Source organism: Dactylosporangium sp. CA-092794, from assembly GCF_050948465.1.
Lineage (GTDB): Bacteria > Actinomycetota > Actinomycetes > Mycobacteriales > Micromonosporaceae > Dactylosporangium.
On sequence record NZ_CP192044.1, the window covers coordinates 2,402,265 to 2,416,489 of the forward strand.

Genomic DNA, 14,225 nt, shown 5'->3' on the forward strand with positions numbered 1-14,225 from the left:
CGCATGTTGATGGGGGTCGGTACGTTGGGGTCATGGCACAGCAGGCGAAGTACGACCGCCGCGAGCAGTACGAGCAGATCGCGTCGGGCCTGCTGCCCGGCGAGAGCATCATCGCCGTCTACGACGCCGTCGGGGTCGGCACGGGCTTCATCGGCCTGACCGATCGGCGGGTCATCCTGCAGGACCGGTCGTTCGTCGGCAAGCGGGTCGCCATCACCTCCATCCCCTACGGCAAGGTCACCGCGGTCTCGGTGGTGAGCAACAAGTCGTGGGCGGGCAGCTTCTTCAGCAGCGGCACGGTGGCCGTGCACGTCGGCACGCACACCTACGAGGTCGACGTCCGCGGGGTCGAGAAGACCCAGCACATCCACAACGTGATCCTGCACTACGCCGGGCAGTAGACGGCCCGGCCCGGCGCACCGCGCGCCGGGCCGGGGTCAGGGATTCAGGGGTCTACGGGTCTACGGATCTCGGGATTCAGCAGGTCCTACAGCAGCTGGTCGACGATCTGCTCGGCCAGGCCCTGCCACTTGGCGTAGGCGTCGGGGAAGGCCGAACGCTGGACCATCTGCGCGGCGACGGTCACCGCGTAGTCGCCCCAGCCGGGGATCGACAGCAGCGCCGCGTAGAAGCGGCGGGCCGACTCGTGCGGGTTCATCAGCTGGTCGACGCTGCCCCAGCTCGGCCGCTGCTGGAACAGCCCGACCGAGTCGTAGTCGTAGCCCACGCCCTCGTTCGGGTGCTGCAGCGACGCGGGCAGGTTGGCGTTGGCCAGGTTGCGCAGGTGGCTCTCCTGCAGGGCGGTGGAGACCGCGATGACCGCGGCCTTGGCCGGCAGCCGCTCGTGGCGGGCCACGTCGACGATCGCCGCCGCGTTGTCCATCTCGGCCTGCGTCAGGCCGCCGACCGGCACCGGCGGCTTCGCCGCGGGCGCGGGACTCGACGCGGCCGGCGCCGGCGCCTTGGAAGATCGCGTGGCCGGGTCGGTGGCGCGCTTCGCCCGGTCGTAGTCGCGCGAGGCGGGGCCGGTGCTGGCCCGGTCGGCGTCGGCGACCAGCGCCGATCCTGAGCCCGCCGGGCCGCCGCGGCCGGCCGGAGTGCTCAGCGTCGTGGACAACCCGAAGGCGGCCATCGCGACCACCAGCGCGGCCACCGCGCCCTGGCGGGCACCGGCCGGCATTGCCCCGAGCCGGGAGGGCAGCGTCGCACCGAGCCGGGAGGGCAGTGCGGCACCGAGCCGGGAGGGGAGGGCCGAGGTGAGGCGAGCCGGGAGGGCCGAGCCGAGCCGGTTCGGGACGGCGGCTTTGAACCGGCCGGTTTGGGCCGCGAGGCCCCGGGCCGCCCGGATCAGGCGGCGGGGCGGCAAGAACGCCACCAGCCAGTGGGTCGCGTGCCGGAATCGGCGGAGCCGCAGGTGCCGCGGCTTGCCGTTGGCACCATCGCTGAGCTGCGGTTTTTCGTCGGCGCTGTCGTGCATCCGGGCAGGCTAGCCCGGCCTCCCGAGCGGGTGATTCCGGGCATGAGAAACGGCCCGGCGGCCTATGGGCACAGCCCCGTCCGCGCGCCTCCGATGTCCCGGGCGGCCTGTGGTCATAGGGCCGTCCGCGTTCCTTGCATTTCGCGCATTCCGTACAAAGGCGGCGGCCCGGCGGCCTCCGGGCAGGCGGCGGGCCGCGCGGCTCCGGATCGCGCGGTGGCCGAATCACCCGGGGGGTGAAATGGCCTCTGACCGGCCCGTTTACCGTCTACGCACCCGTCGTGGCCCATGTTCGCCGCGGGGCGACTCCGCGGCGGATCCGCCGAGTCGTGCCCTGGGCACGAGCCGGGGACCCAGGTACCTGGGGTGAATCCGCCGTCCGCGGTAGGGCGATCTTCCCGCCCGAACCCGTCAGCTAACCCGGTAGGCGGTCCCGGAAGGAGCAGGTACCCGTGCCGTACCTCTACAAACCCCGGCATTCGCCCACCAAACCCACCTCCGCCCGCCGGCTGCCGATCGCGGCCGCCTCCGCCGTCCTCGCCGTCGCCGCGGGCGTCGGCGTCGCCGCTCTCCAGCAGTCGGGCGGCGCCGCCACGACCGCGACCGCCGCCGACGCCCAGTCCCTCTCCGAGGCGGAGTCATCCGCCGGGGCGGCGACCGCGGCCGAGCTCGCCAGGCAGCGCGGACAGGCCCCGCCCGACCCGGCGAAGACCGGCACGAAGGGCGGCACCGCCACCACCGGCAAGCCGACCGCCGCGGCCAAGGCCGCGCCCACCCCGGCCGCGACGACCGCCGCGGCGGCACCGTCGCCGTCGGCCCCGGCCAGCACGGCGCCGCCGGCCCAGAAGGACGTGTCGTACCAGTTCGCCTGGCAGGAGAACTATTACTTCTGCGGGCCGGCGGCGACGCGGATCGCGCTCACCGCGCGCGGGCTGACCCCGTCGCAGTCGGAGGTCGCGCAGAAGCTCGGCACCACGGTCAACGGCACGAACTCGGCGGACGACACGACCCGGGCGCTGAACGGGTACCTCGGCACGTCCTTCTACAAGTCGCACTTCATCCGCGGGCAGTCGGCGACCCAGTCCGACGTCGACCAGCTGCGCGCCGACCTCGTCAACGCGATCTCGCAGGGCTACGCGGTGGTGGCCAACATCGCCGGGTCGACGACCGACGAGAACGGGCACGCGCACTCGTATCCGGACGGGCACTTCCTGACCGTCGTCGGCTACCGCGACAACGGGCAGATCGCCCAGATCGCCGACCCCGCCGACGCGCTGGGCGTCGGCTCGTACCCGCTGACCACGGCCAAGCTGGCCGACTGGATCGCCCTCCGCGGCTATTCAGCCTGATTGCCAACATATGCGGAAATATCGGATAAATCCGGACGCGCCAGCGTCTGGATTTATCCGCCCGCAAGGGCTCAGCCACGTCGCGTCCGCCGGCGCGGTGGATGAGGCCAGCGCCTGATCGTGCCAGTTGATATCCGGCGGGACACAAGCGATCATCGACGCCGACCCCCGGGCGGCACGGCAAACCGGTGCGGATGTCGCACCCGTCGGGCGCACCCTGCGATCCGCGCGGCCGGGCCGGACGTATGTCTCCGTGATCATGATGTCTGCGGTGACCGCACACCGGGTTTGCCATGATCCCGGAGACTTGTGGTACACGGGGGTACATCAGCACTCCGTGATCATGAAAAACCGTTGGTGTCGGTGCCAGTTGCGCATGATCACGGAGACTTCCGGTCGCTGCGCCGCGTGCAGCGCCCGACGTGCGGGATGTGGGCGTCAGCCGCCCAGTGCGCGAGCCCGGGTGGGGGCGGGGAAGCCCTTGACCGGCTGGCCGCGCACCGCGGCCGCCATCGTCACCGCGACCGCCTGGTTGACCGAGCTGGACACGCCGCCGCCGACCGAGTCGTTGGGGTTGTCCGGGTTCACCGCGATCCCGGCCGCCGCCACCTGCGGCGTGAAGCCGACGAACGTCTCCGTCGAGTTGTACTCCGAGCTGCCCGTCTTGCCGGCGACCGGGCGCCCGCCGAGGATGCCGGACACGGCCTCCGCCGTACCGCCGTCGCACTTGCCGTAGACCGAGCCCTTGCCGACCGGGCAGCGCGCCGCGTCGGTCGCGGCCGCGGCCACGTCGGGGTCGACCGCCTGCTTGCACTTCGGCGCGGCCGCCTCGACCGGCTTGCCGGCCTGGTCGGTGATCGACAGCACCGGCAGGGGCTGGCAGTACAGCCCGCCGGCGGCGACCGTCGCGTAGGCGTTGGCCAGCTCCAGCGGCGTGGTCGAGGCGTTGCCGAGCGTGAACGAGCCCCACTCGTCAGCCTTGCCGGCCATCGTCTGGTCGCCCTCGGCCCGGAACGTGATGCCGAGCCGCTGCGCCATCTCCACTACGCGTTTCGCGCCGACCCGCTGCTCCAGCCACACGAAGTACGTGTTCACGGAGCGGCCGAACCCCGTCCACATCGACCGGTTGCCGTCCATCCAGCTCGGGCTGTCGTTGGCCGGGCACCACCGGCCGCCGCAGGAGCCGGCGCCGCTGCCGGGCCAGATGGTCACCAGCCGGGCCGGCGCGTTGAAGGAGGTGCTCAGCGGCAGGCCGTTCTCGAGCGCGGTGAGCATCGTGAACATCTTGAACGTCGAGCCGGCCTGGTAGCCCTGGACCCCGGCGCCGCCCCCGACGAGCTGGTTCACGGTGTTGGGGTACGCCGGGTGCTGATCCGGGTTCGCCTCGAGGCTGTAGTGGCGGTTGACGGCCATGGCGAGGACCCGCCCGGTGCCCGGCGTGACGACGGCGAGGGGGAGCGAGCGGGCGTTGCCGTAGCCGTACACCCGCAGCGACTGCTCCAGCGCGGTGGCCTGGATGCCCGGGTCCAGCGAGGTGACGACCGTGTAGCCGCCGGTGCGCAGCTTCTCGTCGCGCTCGGACGTGGAGGCGCCGAACTCGGGCTGGCTGTTCCACCACTGGCGGAAGTAGTCGCAGAAGAAGCCCCAGTCGTTGTGCTCCTGCGCCACCGACGCGCAGTCGTTGGGCAGCCGCTGCTGGCTGATCTTGAGCTCGCCGGCCTTGGCCGCCTCCGCCTCGGCGGGCGTGATCGTCTTCATCTTCGCCATCGCGTCGAGCGTGTAGGCGCGCCGCTGCAGGGCGGCGGCCTTGTCGCCGGTGATCGGGTTGTCGGCGTCGGGGGACTGCAGCAGGCCGGCCAGCAGCGCCGCCTCGGGCAGGGTGAGGTCGGCCGGGGTCTTGCCGAAGTACGTCGCGGCGGCGGCGTAGATGCCGTAGGCGCCCGCCCCGAAGTAGGAGATGTTGAGGTACTGCTGCAAAATCTGCTGCTTGCTGATCTGCTTCTCCAGCGCGCCGGCGTAGCGCATCTCGCGCAGCTTGCGCGCCGGGGTGTCCGCGAGCGCGTCCAGGTGCTGCTGCGGCGTGAGGCTCGCGTCGTTCTTGAGCACATTGCGCACGTACTGCATGGTCAGCGTCGACGCGCCCTGCTGCGCCTGGCCGCGGCTGTTGGACACGAAGGCGCGCAGCACGCCCCGCGCGTCGACGCCGTGGTGCTGGTAGAAGCGGGTGTCCTCGGCCGCGACGACGGCCTGTTGCAGTACCGTCGCCACCTGATCAAGCGGAATGTCACGCCGGTTCTCGTCGTAGAACGTGGTGATGAGCGTCTTGCCGTCGCTCGCGTAGACGTAGGTCGTCTGCGCCGGCGGCGGCATGGCCAGGTCGGTCGGCAGGTTCTCCCACGTGTCGCTGCCCGCCTTCGCCGCGCCCCCGGTCGCCAGCGCCAGCGGCAGCGTGGCCGCGGCGACCACCAGCCCGGCGAGGATCCCGCACAGCAGCAGCCGCAGGACCTTGCCGCCGAAGCGGAGCAACGTGATACCGGCACGGGCGAGGCGCATTGCGTGGTCTCCCAGCTACGACGGGCGGTTCGCGAGCAGCGCGGCGGCTACCCGGCGGGCCTTCGGGCTAACCGCCGCGGCGCCGACTTCACCCGTGGCACCTTGCCGGGCGAGCGTCCGGATGGGCGGCCGGGCAACCGCCCGTCCATGTGCCTGGCCTCTGTTCGGCTGGACGCCATGTGCGGCTTCCTGATGTACGTCGGCAACTCCACCATCACCGCCGAGACCCTCGGCCACATGGAGCGTCAGCTCGGCCTGCTCGACCACCGCGGCCCCGACGACATGGCGCTGGAACGGATCGGTCTCGGCGTGGCGGCCGGCTTCAAGCGATTGGCCATCATCGACCGGCAGGGTAGCCGTCAGCCGCTGCGCTACCCGCCGACCGGCCCGGACGCGGGCCGCTGGACGCTGGTCTTCAACGGCGAGATCTACAACTTCGAGGCGCTGCGCGCGGAGCTGATCCGGGACCACGGCGCGGTTTTCGCCACCGACGGCGACTCGGAGGTGCTCGCCGCGGCGTTCCACCACTGGGGCGAGGCCGCCCTGGACCGGTTCCGGGGCATGTTCGCGTTCGCGCTGTGGGACTCCGAGAACGACACGCTCTACGCGGCCCGCGACCCGTTCGGCATCAAGCCGCTCTACTACGTGGCGGACCCGCGCGGGCTGTGGCTGTGCAGCGAGAAGGCGCCGCTGCTGGAGCACGCGTCGGCGGAGCTGGACGGCACGGCGCTGTCGCTGTACCTGACCATGCAGTACGTGCCGGAGCCGTACACCCTGCACCGGGACGTGGCCCGGCTGCCCGCCGGCGGCCTGCTGGTGCGCGAGCTCGGCCGGGCCCCGATCGTGCGCCGCTACGCCCGCCCGACCTTCCGCCCCGACCCGACGATCACCGAGACCGCCGCCGTCGCCGAGCTGCGCGCGGCACTGCGCGACAGCGTCCGCGCCCACCTGCGCGCCGACGTGCCGGTGGGCGCCTTCCTGTCCAGCGGCATCGACTCGACCGCGATCGTCGCCCTGGCCGCCGAGATCCACCCCCGCCTGCAGGCCTTCACCGCCGGCTTCGACACCGCCACCGCCTACTCGGAGCTGGAGATCGCCGAACGCTCCGCGAAGCGCCTCGGCGTCGAGCTCATCCCCGCGATCGTCCGCCCGGAGCAGGTCATGGAGGCCCTGCCGAGGATTGTCTGGCACCTGGGCGACCCGGTCGCCGACCCGTCGATCGTGCCGCTGTACTTCCTGGCCCGCACCGCCGCGGAACACGTGACGGTCGTCCTGTCCGGCGAGGGCGCCGACGAGCTGGCCGGCGGCTACACCATCTACCGCGAGCCGAGATCAGTGGCCCCGGTCCAGCACCTGGGCGCTCCCCTCCAGCGCGCCTTGCGCACCCTGGCGAGGGCCATGCCCGCCGGCGTCCGCGGCAAGAGTTACCTCGAGCGCGCCACCACGCCGATGCCGCAGCGGTACTTCGGCAACGCCCGCGTCCTGTCCGACCCCGAGAAGGCCAGGCTCCTGCGCGGCACCCCGGCCATCGGCCACCCGCACGTGACGGCGGTCCTCTACGCGGAGGCCGCTCTCCTGGACGACGTGGCCACGATGCAGCACATCGACGTCAACACCTGGCTGCCCGGCGACATCCTCACCAAGGCCGACCGCATGTCGATGGCCCACTCCCTGGAACTGCGCGTGCCGTTCCTGGACCGCCGCGTCTTCGAGGTCCTCTCCCGCCTCCCGGAAACCCTGAAGGTCCCCAAACGCGGCCGCACCACGAAGTACGCCCTCCGCCGCGCGATGGAGGGCATCGTCCCCGACTTCATCACCGACCGCCCGAAGCTGGGCTTCCCCACGCCGGCCCGCCGCTGGCTGCGCACGGAACTGGCCGAATGGGCCCACCACGTCCTCTCCACCTCGGGCGCCGGCCACCTGCTGGACCTGGACTACGCCCATGAGCTCCTCAAGGAACACGAACGCGGCGACGCCGATCATGCGAGAAAGCTCTGGATTCTCCTCTCCTTCTGCCTGTGGCACGGCATCTTCGTCGACGGCTCGGTGACGATCCCCGTCCAGAAACCGCGGAGCGAACCGCGCAAGACCACGGTCTGATCCCCGGTCTCAGGACACCTCCGCTAAAGCCGACAGAATCTGCGACCCGAACTTGGCCAGCTTGCTCTCCCCGACCCCGCTGACGGTGGCCAGCGCCTCCAGCGACTCCGGCCGCTCGGCCGCGATCTGCCGCAGCGTCGCGTCATGGAAGATCACATACGCCGGCACGCCCTGCTCCTTCGCCGTGGCCGCCCGCCACGCCCGGAGGTGCTCGAAGACCGGCGCCACCTCGGCCGGCAGCTCGGCGGCCTCCCGCTGCCGAGCCGTCTTCGCCGTCTTCGCCACCGACACGGGGCGCTCGGGCTCGCGCCGGAGCATGACCGGCCGGCGGCGGCCCAGGACCTCGGCGCTGCCGTCGGTAAGGACCAGCGTGCCGTAGTCGCCCTCGACCGCCAGCAGCCCCTGGGCGAGCAGCTGGCGGATCACCGCCCGCCACTCCGCCTCGCGCAGGTCGGCGCCGACGCCGAAGACGGTCAGCTCGTCGTGGTGCCACTGGACGACCTTGTCGGTCTTCTTGCCGAGCAGGATGTCGATGCACTGGCCGGCGCCGAACTTCTGGTTGCGCTCCCGGTGCAGCCGGTAGACGGTGGACAGCAGCTTCTGCGCGGCGATCGTGCCGTCCCAGGACTCGGGCGGGGCCAGGCACGTGTCGCAGTTGTCGCACGACTTGCCCAGCTCCTGGCCGAAGTAGGCGAGCAGCCGGGCCCGCCGGCACTCGACCGTCTCGCATAGGGCGAGCATCGCGTCGAGGTGCTGCGAGAGGTTGCGGCGGTGGGCGGCGTCGCCCTCCGAGGTGTCGATCATCTTGCGCTGCTGGACCACGTCCTGCAGGCCGTAGGCGAGCCAGGCCACCGACGGCTCGCCGTCGCGCCCGGCCCGGCCGGTCTCCTGGTAGTAGCCCTCGATCGACTTCGGCAGGTCGAGGTGGGCGACGAAGCGCACGTCGGGCTTGTCGATGCCCATCCCGAACGCGATCGTGGCGACCATGACCAGGCCGTCCTCGCGCAGGAAGCGGGACTGGTTGCCGGCCCGGATCCGGTCGTCGAGGCCGGCGTGATACGGCAGCGCGGGGATCCCGTTGTCCTTGAGGAACTCGGCGATCTTCTCCACCGAGTTGCGGGACAGGCAGTAGACGATCCCGGCCTCGCCGCGGTGCTCGCCGCGCAGGAACTCCAGCAGCTGGCGGCGCGGATCCTGCTTGGCGACGATCCGATACTGAATGTTGGGCCGGTCGAAGCTGGACACGAAGTGCCGCGCCTCGGTGAGCCCCAGCCGGGTGGCGATCTCCTGGTGCGTGGCGGTGGTCGCGGTCGCGGTGAGCGCGATGCGCGGCACGTCGGGCCAGCGCTCGTGCAGCATCGACAGGCCGAGGTAGTCGGGGCGGAAGTCGTGGCCCCACTGTGACACGCAGTGCGCCTCGTCGATGGCGAAGAGCGCGATCCGGCCCCGCTCCAGCATCCGCAGGGTGCCCTGCCCGGCCAGCCGCTCCGGGGCCAGGTAGAGCAGGTCGAGCTCGCCCGCGGCGAACTCCGCCTCGACCACCCGCCGCTCGTCGGGGTCGAGCGTGGAGTTGATGAACCCGGCCCGCACGCCCAGCTCGCGCAGCGCGTCGACCTGGTTCTGCATCAGGGCGATCAGCGGCGAGATCACCACCGCCGTGCCGGGCCGGACCAGGGCCGGGATCTGGTAGCACAGCGACTTGCCGGCGCCGGTGGGCATGAGCACGAGCGCGTCGCCGCCGCCGATCACGTGCTCGATGATTTCCTGCTGGCTGCCCCGGAACTCGTCATAGCCGAACACCCTGCGTAACACATCGAGCGCGCTCATCCCGCTGTCCACGCCGGAGATTCTACGGACACCCACCGACAGAAATGGGGCGGCCGATCCGCACGGTGACGGACCGGCCGTGGCCGACTACCTTGCGTCATGCCTCCTGGGTGTACACGATCGGGCGCACCTCGATCGCGTTCCACTTCGCGTCCGGGATCATGGCCGCCAGCTCCACGGCGCGCTCCTTGGACGCGCACTCGACCAGGTAGAACCCGGCCAGGAACTCCTTGGCCTCGACGTACGGCCCGTCGGTCACGGTCTGCGCGCCGGACCGCACGCGCACGACCGCGCTCTCCGCCGGCTGCCCCAGCGCGTCGGTCCGGATCAGCTCGCCGGACTCGGTGATGGTCTTGATGAACTGCTCGTGCCCGGCCATCACGTCGTCGATGTCGGCCTGGGTCAGCGTCGCCCAGATCTCGGGGTTCATGTGGATCAGCAGCAGGTACTTCACGACGATCAACTCCTCACGAGGAACGGAACTCGCCCGATGGTCGGAGCCGCCCGGCCGGTCTCGACACGCTCCCGTGGAATCACAACTTCGTCGACGCGGGCAGCGGCAGCGACTTGGTGATTTTCGTCAGCGCCGCGGCCGCCTTCGCGAACTGCGTGCCGTCGGGGTGCACGGTCAGCACCGCCACGATGTACCGGTCGTCCGCCCCGACGGTCCCGGTGGTGTGCAGCACCTCGCCCATCATGTCCGGCGGATTGGTACCCCCGGCCGGCACGAACTCGGCGCCGCCGGCTCCGGCGGGCAGGCCGGCGCCCGCGACGCACGGGGTGGCCGGGTTGTCGCCGAAGCCCGACCAGCCCTGCTTCGCCGCGCGCGGCTGCTTGAACGTGCTGGGGATGCCGAACGACTGGTCGTAATGGTCGGTGCCGCACTTCGTGGTGGCGTGCAGGTTGCTCAGGATGAACTCGCGCACCGGCGCCGGCGCCTTTTCCAGGATGTACCGATAAATCCGGACCAGATCCCCGGCACTGACCGCGGTGTAGCCCCAGTAGCCGGGCTGGCTCGCCGGCGGCAGCGCCGTGTCCTGCAGCCCGAGCCGCTGCACCATGCGGGTCACCACGTCGCGTTGCCCGGCCGCCTTCCAGAACCCGGTCGCCGCCGAGTCGTCGCTGCTGCGCAGCATGATCTCGAGCTTCGGCTGGTCGGCGGCGGGCACCGAGTACGACGGGCCCTTGTTCCAGAAGTAGTCCAGCGCGATCAGCAGCTTGACCAGCGACGCCGACCGGAAGCGCCAGGAGGCCCGCTGCTGCACCAGGTAGGCGCCGGCCTGCCGGTCGTAGATCACGATGCCCGCGGTGACCCCGGCCGGCACCGGCACCGCGGTCGCGGCCGGCGACGAGGCCGCTACGCCGAGCGACTGCACTTCGCCGGGGGTGGGGTCCACCGAGGCCGGCGCCGACGGGGCCGGCGCGGCGGCCTGCGGCACGGCGGCGGGCTCCTCACCCTTCCCGCCGCACCCGGCCACGGCGAGGACGGCGGCGGCGGTCGCGGCCGTCACCAGCAGCCGGACGGGGGTCGCAGAGCGCATGCGCCCCATCCTGACCGGCGGGGGCGGCCAGCACAAACCCGGGTCCGCGTAGCCTTCTTGGTGTGCGGGGGCGCGGCTGGTGGCTGTTCCTCGCCGCCGCGGTACCCGTCGGTCTGCCGCTGCTCGGACGCTGGCCGGCCGCCCTGGCCTTCGCCGGCCTCGCCGCGGCCGCGATCGGACCGCTCTTCCTCGCCCAGTGGTGGGCGCGGCGGCGCCAGCGCGCCGCGCACCAGGCCGGCGCCGAGCGCTGGTCCGGTCACGTCCCGCTGCACCGTGCCGCCCTGATCTGGGATCTCGGCGCCGGCTTCGCGCTGCTCTTCGGCGGCGGGGTCCCGGTCCGCATCACCGCCGGTGCGGACGGGCTCACCCTGCGCCCGCGCCGCCCCGCCTCGAGCCGTCACCCGCCGGTGACCGTGCTGTGGCGGGACATCGCCGCCGTGCGCGCCAAGCCGGCCGGGCACTTCACCGAGTGGGGCCGGGTCGCGGTGCTGCCGCAGACCGCCGTCACACTGGAACTACCCCGCGACACCTTCGGTTCGCTCGTCGTGACAACCCACGACGCCGCCGGACTCGTCGAATCGGTGCGGGCCCACAAGATAGCCGAAACCGCGGGCCCCGGGGACGAAACGGCGGACAGGTGATGGAGTCTGCACGATCCGTGGTTGAGTTGCGCCCTTTTCTGGCGGTTCCGTACGGTGGTCTTCCATGGCGGAGTTGATCGAGGTTGGTGTCTGGTACGAGGCCCGGCCGATCACGGTTGACCAGGGCGTCGACCGGTATGAGGCGTTGCGGCGGGGCGACGCGGGATGGGCGATCGTCGATCACGGCATCGAGCGGTTCCATCGTGGGGCGCGCGCGGGGGTCGATCCGGCGCTGTGGGCCGAGCCGATCGTCGGGGCTGACACGCACGTGCTGCTGACCCTGCGTGCCGAGACGCCGCGGGAGGCTCTGCACTTCATCCACAAGCTCGCCGACGAGTGCGAGCTGCTGTGCTTCCAGCGCCCGGGCCGCCACCGCCCGGCCGCGCTGTGGCAGCCGCGGCGCCTGCTACGGGTACCGGTGCCGCGCCTGACGACGGAGGACGGCTCCCTCGCGCACCACCCGACCGGCGACGACATCCGCGACTTCATCGGCCGGCTCGACGCGGACAACCCCTCGGCCCAGCTGTGGCGGGAGGACGGCTCGTCGATCCGGGTCGCGTTCGTGCCCGCCCAGCGCCGCTGGCGGGTCTCCACCACGGTGGGGGAGCACACCCTGGAGTCGGACCAGGACGACCTGACCGGCGTCGCGGAGCGCTTCGAGGCCTTCGCCGCCGCCCACTAGCGACGCGCCGCCGCGAGGCTGGCGGCGACCTCGTCCGTCGCCTCGCGGATCCGCGCCGGGAAGTCCGCGTCGTGCGGCCGGTCGGTCCAGCGCTCGAACGCGGTCTGGAAGATGGCGACGCCGACGTGCGCCAGCAGCCGCGCCTCGGACTCGCCCGGCCCGCGCCGCGCGAGCGCCCCGGCCAGCGCGTCGGTCACGGCCGCGAACTTGGTGCGCTCCCGCTCCTGCAGCTCCGGGCTGGCCCGGATGACCGCCCGGCGCCGGGCGGCGTGCGGCACCCGCGCGACCAGTTGCTCACCGACCTCCATGAGGGCGCTCAGCAGCGCCTCGATCGGTGTCCGCCCGACGCCCGGGGCCGCGCTCGGGGCCGGCGGCGCCGGCGCCATCGAGGGCCTGACCCGGGGGCTGGCCGTGGAGCTGGCGCCGGTGCGCGTCAACGCGGTCCGCCCGGGTGTGATCCGCACGCCGATGTGGGACGGGATTGCGCAGCCGCAGCGGGAGGCGGTGTTCGCGACGCTCGCCGAGCGCACCCTGCCCAGGACGGTGGGGGAGGCGGACCAGATCGCCGCCACGCACCTCTACCTGATGGAGAACCGCTTCGTCACGGCGGCTTCCTCCTGACCTGAGTTTCCGACCGGATCTCTCCGGGCCAGGCGGCCGTGCCGCGCTGCGCCGCGGTGCGTGCGGGCGGGAACAGCGCGATCTCTCCGTGATCATGCGACTCCTGCCAGCGCGTGACGGGTTTCCCATGATCACGGAGACATATGGTACCTATGTGTACATAATCCTTCCGCGATCATGGAAAACGCGTGGTGCGGGCGGCGACTACGGCATGATCGCGGAGAGTTCTGTCCGCGGGCGCTCTGATCGGAGTTTCCGGCCTGGGCCAGCTGCCCGAAATGCCCAGCCCCTCCACCGGTAACTGCGACGAAACCAGGGCACGCGTTACGGTGGGGCGGTGCCCGAACCGCTGCCGCCGGACCCGTTCGACCCGGCCTGCCCGTCGACCGTGACGCCGTTCCAGATCAGCGACAAGCGGGCCGGCATGGTGCTGACCAGCCTGCACGCCGCCACGGATCTCGGCCGCTCGCTGTTCCCCGCGATGGACGCGTGCAGCGCCCGGGCCCGCGAACACCGGCCCGCGGTCGAGCCGGCCCGCGCCGCATACGCGCAGCGTCGCCCATGATTCCGAAGGGGTACCGCCGGTACGTGGCCATCGGCGACAGCACCACGGAAGGCATGGACGACCGCGACGGCAACGGCGGCTACCGCGGCTGGGCCGACCGCTTCGCCGAGCACGTCGCCCGGGCCCAGTCCGCCCCGCTGGAGTACGCCAACCTGGCCATCCGCGGCCGCACCACCGCCCGCATCCGGGCCGAGCAGCTCGAGCCCGCCCTCAAGCTGGAGCCGGACCTGGCCACGGTCGTGGCCGGGATGAACGACATCCTGCGCGCCTCCTTCGACCTGTCCGCCGTGGCCGCCCACATCGAGGACATGCAGCGCGCCCTGGTGGAGTCCGGCGCCACGGTCCTCACCTTCACCCTGCCCGACCCGGCCCCCGTGATGCCGATCGCCAAGCCGCTGCGCGGCCGAGTGCTGGCCCTCAACGAGGCCATCCGCACCGCCTCGGCCTCCAGCGGCGCGATCCTGCTCGACCTGGGCGCCTACCCGGTGGCCTCCGACCCTCGCCTGTGGAGCGACGACCGCCTGCACGCCAACACCGCCGGCCACGAGCGCATCGGCCGCGCCCTGGCCTACTCGCTCGGCCTGCCCGGCTTCGACGACTCCTGGACGGCCGAACTCCCACCACCCCCGGCCCGGCGCCGCCACGAAACCCTGGCCGCGGAACTCACCTGGATCCGCCTCCACATGCTCCCGTGGGCCGGCCGCCACCTGCTGGGCCGCTCCTCGGGCGACAACCGCGTCTGCAAGCGCGCCACCCCCACCCCGGTCATCCTGGAACCCTGACCCCGCAGCCCCGCTCGGCACGACCCGGCTCTTCACCGTGATTGCCCGGCCGGGTCGGCATGGCTCCGTTCACGGGTGATTGCCTGG

The 14,225-nt window shown here is 72.2% G+C and carries 14 protein-coding genes and 1 riboswitch; of the genes, 8 read left to right on the plus strand and 6 right to left on the minus strand.

Features of this window, described 5'->3' with window-relative positions:
• Nucleotides 1–32 precede the first annotated feature (32 nt).
• Nucleotides 33–401, plus strand: coding sequence for a PH domain-containing protein (locus tag ACQPXD_RS10575; protein WP_432837213.1), 369 nt, complete (start codon nucleotides 33–35; stop codon nucleotides 399–401).
• An 86-nt stretch (nucleotides 402–487) separates the two neighbouring features.
• On the opposite strand, the gene ACQPXD_RS10580 is transcribed toward ACQPXD_RS10575, so the two are convergent.
• Entirely contained in the window at nucleotides 488–1,477 is a 990-nt protein-coding gene (locus ACQPXD_RS10580) for a peptidase M23 (RefSeq protein ID WP_432837215.1), read from the minus strand.
• Between the two features lie 310 nt (nucleotides 1,478–1,787).
• A riboswitch (cyclic di-AMP (ydaO/yuaA leader) is annotated at nucleotides 1,788–1,922 on the plus strand.
• Between the two features lie 7 nt (nucleotides 1,923–1,929).
• Between ACQPXD_RS10580 and ACQPXD_RS10585 the strand changes: the two genes are divergently transcribed.
• Nucleotides 1,930–2,826, plus strand: a complete 897-nt coding sequence (locus ACQPXD_RS10585) for a C39 family peptidase (protein WP_432837217.1) — start codon at nucleotides 1,930–1,932, stop codon at nucleotides 2,824–2,826.
• 438 nt (nucleotides 2,827–3,264) lie between these two features.
• Here ACQPXD_RS10585 and ACQPXD_RS10590 read toward each other — a convergent pair whose 3' ends face one another.
• Complete coding sequence (locus ACQPXD_RS10590; RefSeq protein WP_432837219.1) at nucleotides 3,265–5,379, minus strand: transglycosylase domain-containing protein; 2,115 nt, start codon at nucleotides 5,377–5,379, stop codon at nucleotides 3,265–3,267.
• Nucleotides 5,380–5,556: 177 nt separating this feature from the next.
• Here ACQPXD_RS10590 and asnB point away from each other — a divergent pair, with 177 nt between their 5' ends.
• Nucleotides 5,557–7,479, plus strand: coding sequence for an asparagine synthase (glutamine-hydrolyzing) (asnB, locus tag ACQPXD_RS10595; RefSeq protein ID WP_432837221.1), 1,923 nt, complete (start codon nucleotides 5,557–5,559; stop codon nucleotides 7,477–7,479).
• 9 nt (nucleotides 7,480–7,488) lie between these two features.
• Here the strand turns inward: asnB and recQ are convergent, their stop codons facing one another.
• The 3 genes from recQ to ACQPXD_RS10610 all read right to left on the minus strand — a co-directional run bounded on the left by recQ (nucleotide 7,489) and on the right by ACQPXD_RS10610 (nucleotide 10,847).
• Nucleotides 7,489–9,306, minus strand: coding sequence for a DNA helicase RecQ (gene recQ / locus ACQPXD_RS10600; RefSeq protein ID WP_432843783.1), 1,818 nt, complete (start codon nucleotides 9,304–9,306; stop codon nucleotides 7,489–7,491).
• Nucleotides 9,307–9,403: 97 nt separating this feature from the next.
• Nucleotides 9,404–9,760: a YciI family protein gene (locus ACQPXD_RS10605; RefSeq protein WP_432837223.1), complete on the minus strand. Its 357-nt coding sequence runs from the start codon at nucleotides 9,758–9,760 to the stop codon at nucleotides 9,404–9,406.
• A 79-nt stretch (nucleotides 9,761–9,839) separates the two neighbouring features.
• The gene (locus tag ACQPXD_RS10610; RefSeq protein ID WP_432837225.1) at nucleotides 9,840–10,847 is read right to left on the minus strand and encodes a hypothetical protein; all 1,008 of its coding nucleotides are present in this window, start codon (nucleotides 10,845–10,847) and stop codon (nucleotides 9,840–9,842) included.
• A gap of 62 nt (nucleotides 10,848–10,909) precedes the next feature.
• Between ACQPXD_RS10610 and ACQPXD_RS10615 the strand changes: the two genes are divergently transcribed.
• A complete protein-coding gene (locus ACQPXD_RS10615; RefSeq protein ID WP_432837227.1) occupies nucleotides 10,910–11,488 on the plus strand; it encodes a hypothetical protein in 579 nt (192 codons plus the stop codon).
• Nucleotides 11,489–11,552: 64 nt separating this feature from the next.
• Nucleotides 11,553–12,170 (plus strand): hypothetical protein, encoded by a 618-nt coding sequence (locus ACQPXD_RS10620; RefSeq protein WP_432837229.1) that lies wholly within the window; start codon nucleotides 11,553–11,555, stop codon nucleotides 12,168–12,170.
• On the opposite strand, the gene ACQPXD_RS10625 is transcribed toward ACQPXD_RS10620, so the two are convergent.
• Complete coding sequence (locus ACQPXD_RS10625) at nucleotides 12,167–12,478, minus strand: hypothetical protein (RefSeq protein WP_432837231.1); 312 nt, start codon at nucleotides 12,476–12,478, stop codon at nucleotides 12,167–12,169. The two genes, ACQPXD_RS10620 and ACQPXD_RS10625, sit on opposite strands and share 4 nt — an antisense overlap.
• On the opposite strand from ACQPXD_RS10625, the gene ACQPXD_RS10630 reads away from it, so the two are divergent.
• The 3 genes from ACQPXD_RS10630 (at nucleotide 12,477) to ACQPXD_RS10640 (ending at nucleotide 14,138) form a co-directional block, all read left to right on the plus strand.
• Entirely contained in the window at nucleotides 12,477–12,791 is a 315-nt protein-coding gene (locus ACQPXD_RS10630; protein WP_432837233.1) for an SDR family oxidoreductase, read from the plus strand. The two genes, ACQPXD_RS10625 and ACQPXD_RS10630, sit on opposite strands and share 2 nt — an antisense overlap.
• A 337-nt stretch (nucleotides 12,792–13,128) precedes the next feature.
• Complete coding sequence (locus ACQPXD_RS10635) at nucleotides 13,129–13,356, plus strand: hypothetical protein (RefSeq protein WP_432837235.1); 228 nt, start codon at nucleotides 13,129–13,131, stop codon at nucleotides 13,354–13,356.
• Complete coding sequence (locus ACQPXD_RS10640) at nucleotides 13,353–14,138, plus strand: SGNH/GDSL hydrolase family protein (protein WP_432837237.1); 786 nt, start codon at nucleotides 13,353–13,355, stop codon at nucleotides 14,136–14,138. Before ACQPXD_RS10635 ends, ACQPXD_RS10640 begins: the two co-directional genes overlap by 4 nt.
• The last annotated feature ends 87 nt before the right edge of the window (nucleotides 14,139–14,225 follow it).

What these genes read in the sequence shown, in the direction of transcription:
- ACQPXD_RS10575 (WP_432837213.1), top strand. Translation starts at nt 33, where the DNA reads ATGGCACAGCAGGCGAAGTACGACCGCCGCGAGCAGTACGAGCAGATC.
- ACQPXD_RS10580 (WP_432837215.1), bottom strand. Translation starts at nt 1,477, where the DNA reads ATGCACGACAGCGCCGACGAAAAACCGCAGCTCAGCGATGGTGCCAAC.
- ACQPXD_RS10590 (WP_432837219.1), bottom strand. Translation starts at nt 5,379, where the DNA reads ATGCGCCTCGCCCGTGCCGGTATCACGTTGCTCCGCTTCGGCGGCAAG.
- asnB (WP_432837221.1), top strand. Translation starts at nt 5,557, where the DNA reads ATGTGCGGCTTCCTGATGTACGTCGGCAACTCCACCATCACCGCCGAG.
- recQ (WP_432843783.1), bottom strand. Translation starts at nt 9,306, where the DNA reads ATGAGCGCGCTCGATGTGTTACGCAGGGTGTTCGGCTATGACGAGTTC.
- ACQPXD_RS10610 (WP_432837225.1), bottom strand. Translation starts at nt 10,847, where the DNA reads ATGCGCTCTGCGACCCCCGTCCGGCTGCTGGTGACGGCCGCGACCGCC.
- ACQPXD_RS10620 (WP_432837229.1), top strand. Translation starts at nt 11,553, where the DNA reads ATGGCGGAGTTGATCGAGGTTGGTGTCTGGTACGAGGCCCGGCCGATC.
- ACQPXD_RS10630 (WP_432837233.1), top strand. Translation starts at nt 12,477, where the DNA reads ATGAGGGCGCTCAGCAGCGCCTCGATCGGTGTCCGCCCGACGCCCGGG.
- ACQPXD_RS10625 (WP_432837231.1), bottom strand. Translation starts at nt 12,478, where the DNA reads ATGGAGGTCGGTGAGCAACTGGTCGCGCGGGTGCCGCACGCCGCCCGG.
- ACQPXD_RS10640 (WP_432837237.1), top strand. Translation starts at nt 13,353, where the DNA reads ATGATTCCGAAGGGGTACCGCCGGTACGTGGCCATCGGCGACAGCACC.